Genomic DNA, 5,553 nt, shown 5'->3' with positions numbered 1-5,553 from the left:
GTCTCGACGTGATCCTGCACGGCGAACACGTCGAATAAAGGAGCAAAGCGGTTTCACCCGTACCCGTTGTGTAAGCGCAGCAACCCGGCCCGCCTTACGGCGGGCTTTTTTTTCCTTCGTTTCGTTCAACCGCCCCATCGTCCTGGTCAGACCGCAGAAGGGATTGTCGCCAGACAGGCAATGCGTCATATAGACTCCCGCCTGCTATCCTTCTCTCGCAACCGGCGCATGACATGAACGAACAGTGGAGTCCCGATGACATCGCACCTCAAGACGGCGTGCGCGTCATCGTCACCGGTGCGAACAGCGGCATCGGCTATCACACCGCCGCGATGCTGGGTCGACACGGCGCTGAGGTCGTACTTGCGTGCCGCAACGAGCAGCGCGGCGCAGAAGCACTCACTCAATTGCAAAGGGAAATGCCGGGTGCCCAACTGCACCTTGAACATCTTGATCTTGCCAGTCTCACGTCCGTACGGACTTTCGCGGCGCGCCAGCTTGCGCAGCGCCAGCCGCTCGATATTCTCATCAACAACGCGGGCGTCATGGCGCCTTCCCGGCGCATCGAAACGGCCGATGGCTTCGAACTGCAATTCGGCACTAACGTGCTCGGACACTTTGCGCTAACCGCCCTGCTGCTGCCCGCACTTGAGATGGCCGCGCACCGTTCGCCGAACCGGCCTCGTGTAGTGACAATCGCCTCGATCGCACACAAGCGAGGTCGGCTTGATTTCGACGACCTCCAGGCAACACGCCACTATCGGCCAATGTCCGCCTATCGGCAGTCGAAACTGGCGGACCTGATGTTCGCGCTTGAACTCAATCGCCACTTGCGCGCGCGGCAATCGCGCGTGATGTCGGTCGCGGCGCATCCCGGAGTCGCGAATACCAATCTGTTCCGCGATGACCGTTCGGCTGGAGCCGCGGCAACCCGATCTGTCCTGCGCTGCCTTATCGGCACCTTCCTCAACAGCGATGTCGCCGGCGCACTGCCGACGCTTTATGCTGCCACCGCGCCCGCCGTCGTTGACGGTGGCTACTATGGCCCGCGTGGTCTATTCGAGGCCCGCGGCGAACAGGTGGGACCGGCAAAGGTTGCATCTCAGGCACGCAACGAAGCTGATGCCAAGCGTCTTTGGCAAGCTTGCGAAGCATTGACACAGATAATGTTTGAGTGAACTGCACGTCGCGCAGAGCGCTTCGAAAGCGATGACGGTGGCAAAAGCCATCGTGGCAGGCTATTTAACACGTCGCCATTGAGCCGCGCGCTTCGCGAAGCCGCCACCGAGTGCGTGTGAGCGAGAACCTCGATCCGACATCAGTCGTGGAATTCTCTTTCCGCAATCGACGCTTCAGTTGCACAGTAGGTATGGCGCTCTCTTGTGGGCTCCATGCTTGCGGCTCGTGTCCGACCCGCGTTGCGCGCAGCAAGCTCGCGTGTGATTGCATCAAGCAACGGGGGGACATCGAGTTTGGGCAACGCAACCTCGATCAGGGTAAGACAATCGGCATTTGCCGCGGACTCTAATGCGCTCGCGAATTCGCCAGCAGTCGTGGCGACCAGCGACAGCGATTTTCGCCCACGTCCCATGGCTTTGGCGACGAGCGGCCAGTCCCAGCTGGCGATGTCGTTGTACCGTTGGTCCGGACCATGAATCGCCCGCTCGACTGTGTAGCCGTCATTGTTCAGAACGACAATGATCGGCTTTAGCCCATCACGGAGCATCGAGCCAATCTCCTGTGCCGTCAGCAAGGCCGCCCCATCGCCAGTGATCAGCAACGCGCGCTTGTCCGGCAGCGCGGTCAGCGCGCCAAACATGGCCGGCAACGCGTGACCGATCGAAGCCCACAGCGGCTGGCCGATGAATTTCACGTTTGACGGTAAGCGCAGTGTTGCTGCTCCGTAAAAGCTGGTGCCCTGCTCGGCAATGATGAGGTCGCCTGAACGAATGAAGTGCTGGATCATCGACCAGAATGTGGCTTGTGACAGCGGCTCACCCGCAGCGACGGCAGCAGACGGCCGCACGGGGAGCGGCCCGGTATTCGCGGACCAAGGTCCGTGTGTGGCGAGACGCCCCTCCACAAGCCGGTTGATGCATCGCACGGATACCGCCATCGTCAGGTTCGGATAGGACTTCCCGGCCACGGCCGCGCCAAACGGCTTGATGTCGATAAAACGCGATGCATCGATGCGATGGCTAAAGCCACCTGACGATATGTCAGAAAATGTCGCGCCCAATCCGATCACCAGATCGGACGACTCCACTACACGCTTGGTCGGCTCGTCGGAAAATGCGCCGATATAGAGTCCAAGGAAGGACGGAAGCGACTCGTCTACCATGCCTTTACCGGTGCAAAGCGTCGCCCAGCGCATGTTGCTGGCTCTCAGCATTTCCTCGATCACTGCTTTTTGCCCGAAACGGTCAGCAAGGAAGTCCGTCAGCACGACGGGAGCCGTAGCCTCGTTGAGCAGACGACCAACATGAGCCGAGAACGCTGCGAGTTCATCGTCGCTATGGCGCGGGACAGGTCTCTCCAGCGGCCCGGGATGAGCTGGCAGCGGCGCGCTCGCGACGTCGGTCGGCAGCATGATGTACCCGGGTTGACTGTGCGCCAGCATCGATTTCAACACACGGTCGATCTCTTGCACTGCGTTGGAGACAGTGAGCCGCGCATGGGCGACCGAGACTTCGGCGCTCGCTCGCATGAAGTGCCCGAAATCGCCGTCGGCTAACGTATGGTGCAGCGCGAGTCCGCTGGCTTGTGCTTCTACCGGAGGCGCACCGACGATGTGCAAGACGGGCAGACGTTCGGCATAAGAACCCGCCAGACCGTTGATCGCGCTGAGTTCGCCTACGCCATAGGTGGTAAGGATTGCCCCCGCGCCTCTGCAGCGTGCGTAACCATCGGCCGCGTATGCCGCGTTCAATTCGTTTGCGGTGCCGACCCAGCGAATGTGAGGGTGTTTGACGACGCTATCAAGGAAGACCAGGTTGTAGTCACCCGGAACGCCGAACAGATGCTCAATGCCTATCTCCGACAACCGGTTGAGCAAGTGGTCGCCGATGGTAACTGCGTACTGCATGTGTGCCTCAAATAGAAAAACGGGATGTTTCGTGACGCCATAGTGCTTTCAGAAAGCCATCATCTACTATTACATTTTCCCGCATTGTTTAGTAATACTACTATTACGCTACATAAGCATTCTTTGTGAAGTCATGTTCAAAAGCGTATTCATGTGCCGGATGGCCACAAGCGACGTCCCGGTTCAATAGATTTGATGCACGACACCGTGTTATGTTCCTTCAACCCTTGCTCTGAATCTGTAAAGTCGTGGGGTACATATTCGTGCTTTGACCAGGTGACGATGCCATCACAGAAGTCAACCGCAACAGTGAGTTCCCAAAAAAGCGTTGAATCGCCAATGCTTGCGCGCGATGACGCGCCCGCGAGAGCGACTTGCGTTCGACCACGTCTGATTGTCCCGATTTTCGGATCACGTGAGTCAGGTTGTCTGGCATATCAATCCCTATGCAACCGGATGCGCTCGTAGACCGGTCGACCTGATCGATCGACAACAATCTATTGCATGCGCTGGAACATCGACTGCTGACGCAGACCTCGCAAATGAAGGCGAGTATGAATATCCCCGTCAGTTGTTCGTATTTGGCAAAACGTTTTCCGGTGCTCGTGAATCGAAGTCAACACGCGCATGATCTAATTCGACCATCGATCGCATACAGGTATGTACCGACGCCTTTGCCGAAAAGGGTGAGCGGTATCCTCACGAACGGTGGACTTACGATGCGCGATCATGAATTTTCGTCCGGACCGGACTATGACAAGAGGCCAATATGATTTACGAGCTAAGTCAGCGATTCTATTTCGAGGCTGCGCACTCGCTTGAGCGGGAGATTGATGCTGAAGGAAGTCGGCGTATCCATGGGCACACCTATCACGCACAAGTGTTTGTTCGTGGATTGCCTGATCCGCGGACGAACATGATAGTTGACCTCGGCCGTCTCAACCAGATGATCGTCTCGGTCCGTGACCAGCTCGATCATCGCTTTCTCGACGAGGTTTCCGGATTAGGCGTTCCGACGCTCGAAAATCTATGTGTCTTTATTTACAACAAGCTGCGGCCCGCGATTCCGCAACTCATACGTGTTGCAATCGAACGTCCGGCAAGCGGCGACCGTTGCGATTACATTGCCGCTACTGAGGTAGCCGCCTGAAGGCACTGGGGGGAATCGATTGGAGGCTATATAAAAATAGTCCACCTACGGAAACATATCCTCGCTGCCAAATATCTGGAGCGGTGCATCACGCGTGACCTACTATGAATAAAGTCGTGAACGGGACGACTGCGATTGCAATGCTGCTGCTCGTGTGTGCGTCCTGTTCCGCCGCGCTGCGATGCCGTCAATGACAGGCTGGATCTGCCACAGTCGGTGGTGACCACTGCGTGAAACGCCTGAAGACAGATGTGCTTCAGACGTACACCGATCCAATCCGCATCACGAGGGGCAACGATTGCTTCCTGAAGGATTTCGATCCAGGCGACATGCGCCGATTCAAAATGGATAAGCAGGAAGCGTTGCAACTTCTCCCGCGCAGTTCGAAATGGCTCGCAACGGAGCAGGCGATCCTCTACGCGCAGGATTCCTGGTCAGTGCTGCTGGTGTTCCAGGCCATGGACGATGCGGGAAAAGACGGGACCAGAAAGCGGTCCTGATCATCTGGAGCGGCTCCGACCCGAAATCGACGACACCGGGAGAGACGAAGATGAGCGCAGTTGAGAGTACGGCTTCCCTTTCCAACAGGAGGGCTGGCTTGCGCAATGATCCGGTGAGGTAAGCCTCCAACGTTCGAAAGAAGGCTATCGCCAACTGCATGATCCACAAGAACGACACCAGTTGCAATAGCAATGAATAACATGGAATGCGTGGCAACCAACGTGACAATTGTTCACTTTGTCGGCGCGATATTTCAGCTACGTTTTGTGACGACGCCTGGTTTTAAAAGATTGAAGTCTGACTGAAAGCGCGATCTTTTCGCTCGCTCCTTTTCCAGTCGACCGAGGCCCAGATTCTCAATATTGAGCACATTGACGCTCGCGCACGTCTTTAGGGACATTGCGCCCCCAGATCCCCAAGGCCATTTGAGATTTCCACGCTATGCAGAGCCAGTGCGTCAAAGACATTCGCCCTTCTCCCGGCCATACCCATGCTTTTCATATGAGAGCGCTTAAACATGATCATCAAAACCGTTTTGGACTTATTCGATCATCAGGTTAGTTTGTCGCCCGATGGAATCGCGCTAGCGAGTGGATCGACGACCCTGACATACGGTGAGCTTGCGTTGCGTAGCGACGCAGTCGCTCACTTTCTGGTTGAACACGGAGTCAACCGCGGAGCGCTGATTCCCATCGAAGCGACCCGTTCAATCGACTATATCGTGGCCATCATCGGTGTCTTGAAGGCCAACGCGGTATACGTTCCGATTGACTACCAACACCCCAGTGAGAGGAAGAAGCTCATCCTGGAGCAAAGC

General features: G+C 56.8%; 5 protein-coding genes. 4 read left to right on the top strand and 1 reads right to left on the bottom strand.

The annotated features are described in order from the left end of the window. Nucleotides 1–233 precede the first annotated feature (233 nt). Entirely contained in the window at nt 234–1,178 is a 945-nt protein-coding gene (locus HV796_RS39950; protein WP_175233247.1) for an oxidoreductase, read from the top strand. Between the two features lie 140 nt (nt 1,179–1,318). On the opposite strand, the gene HV796_RS39945 is transcribed toward HV796_RS39950, so the two are convergent. Beyond that, nucleotides 1,319–3,085, bottom strand: coding sequence for an alpha-keto acid decarboxylase family protein (locus HV796_RS39945; RefSeq protein ID WP_175233246.1), 1,767 nt, complete (start codon nt 3,083–3,085; stop codon nt 1,319–1,321). A 769-nt stretch (nt 3,086–3,854) separates the two neighbouring features. Here HV796_RS39945 and HV796_RS39940 point away from each other — a divergent pair. The 3 genes from HV796_RS39940 to HV796_RS39930 all read left to right on the top strand — a co-directional run. Continuing rightward, nucleotides 3,855–4,235, top strand: a complete 381-nt coding sequence (locus HV796_RS39940; RefSeq protein WP_175233245.1) for a 6-pyruvoyl trahydropterin synthase family protein — start codon at nt 3,855–3,857, stop codon at nt 4,233–4,235. Between the two features lie 230 nt (nt 4,236–4,465). After that, nucleotides 4,466–4,735, top strand: a complete 270-nt coding sequence (locus HV796_RS39935; protein ID WP_246356334.1) for a polyphosphate kinase 2 family protein — start codon at nt 4,466–4,468, stop codon at nt 4,733–4,735. A gap of 518 nt (nt 4,736–5,253) precedes the next feature. Further along, the coding region (locus HV796_RS39930; protein ID WP_175233244.1) for an AMP-binding protein at nt 5,254–5,553 on the top strand (300 nt) is incomplete at its 3' end.

The organism is Paraburkholderia humisilvae (assembly GCF_902859855.1).
GTDB lineage: Bacteria > Pseudomonadota > Gammaproteobacteria > Burkholderiales > Burkholderiaceae > Paraburkholderia > Paraburkholderia humisilvae.
The sequence above is the reverse complement of the archived record's forward strand: the minus strand, read 5'-3'. Positions and strand labels throughout refer to the sequence as shown.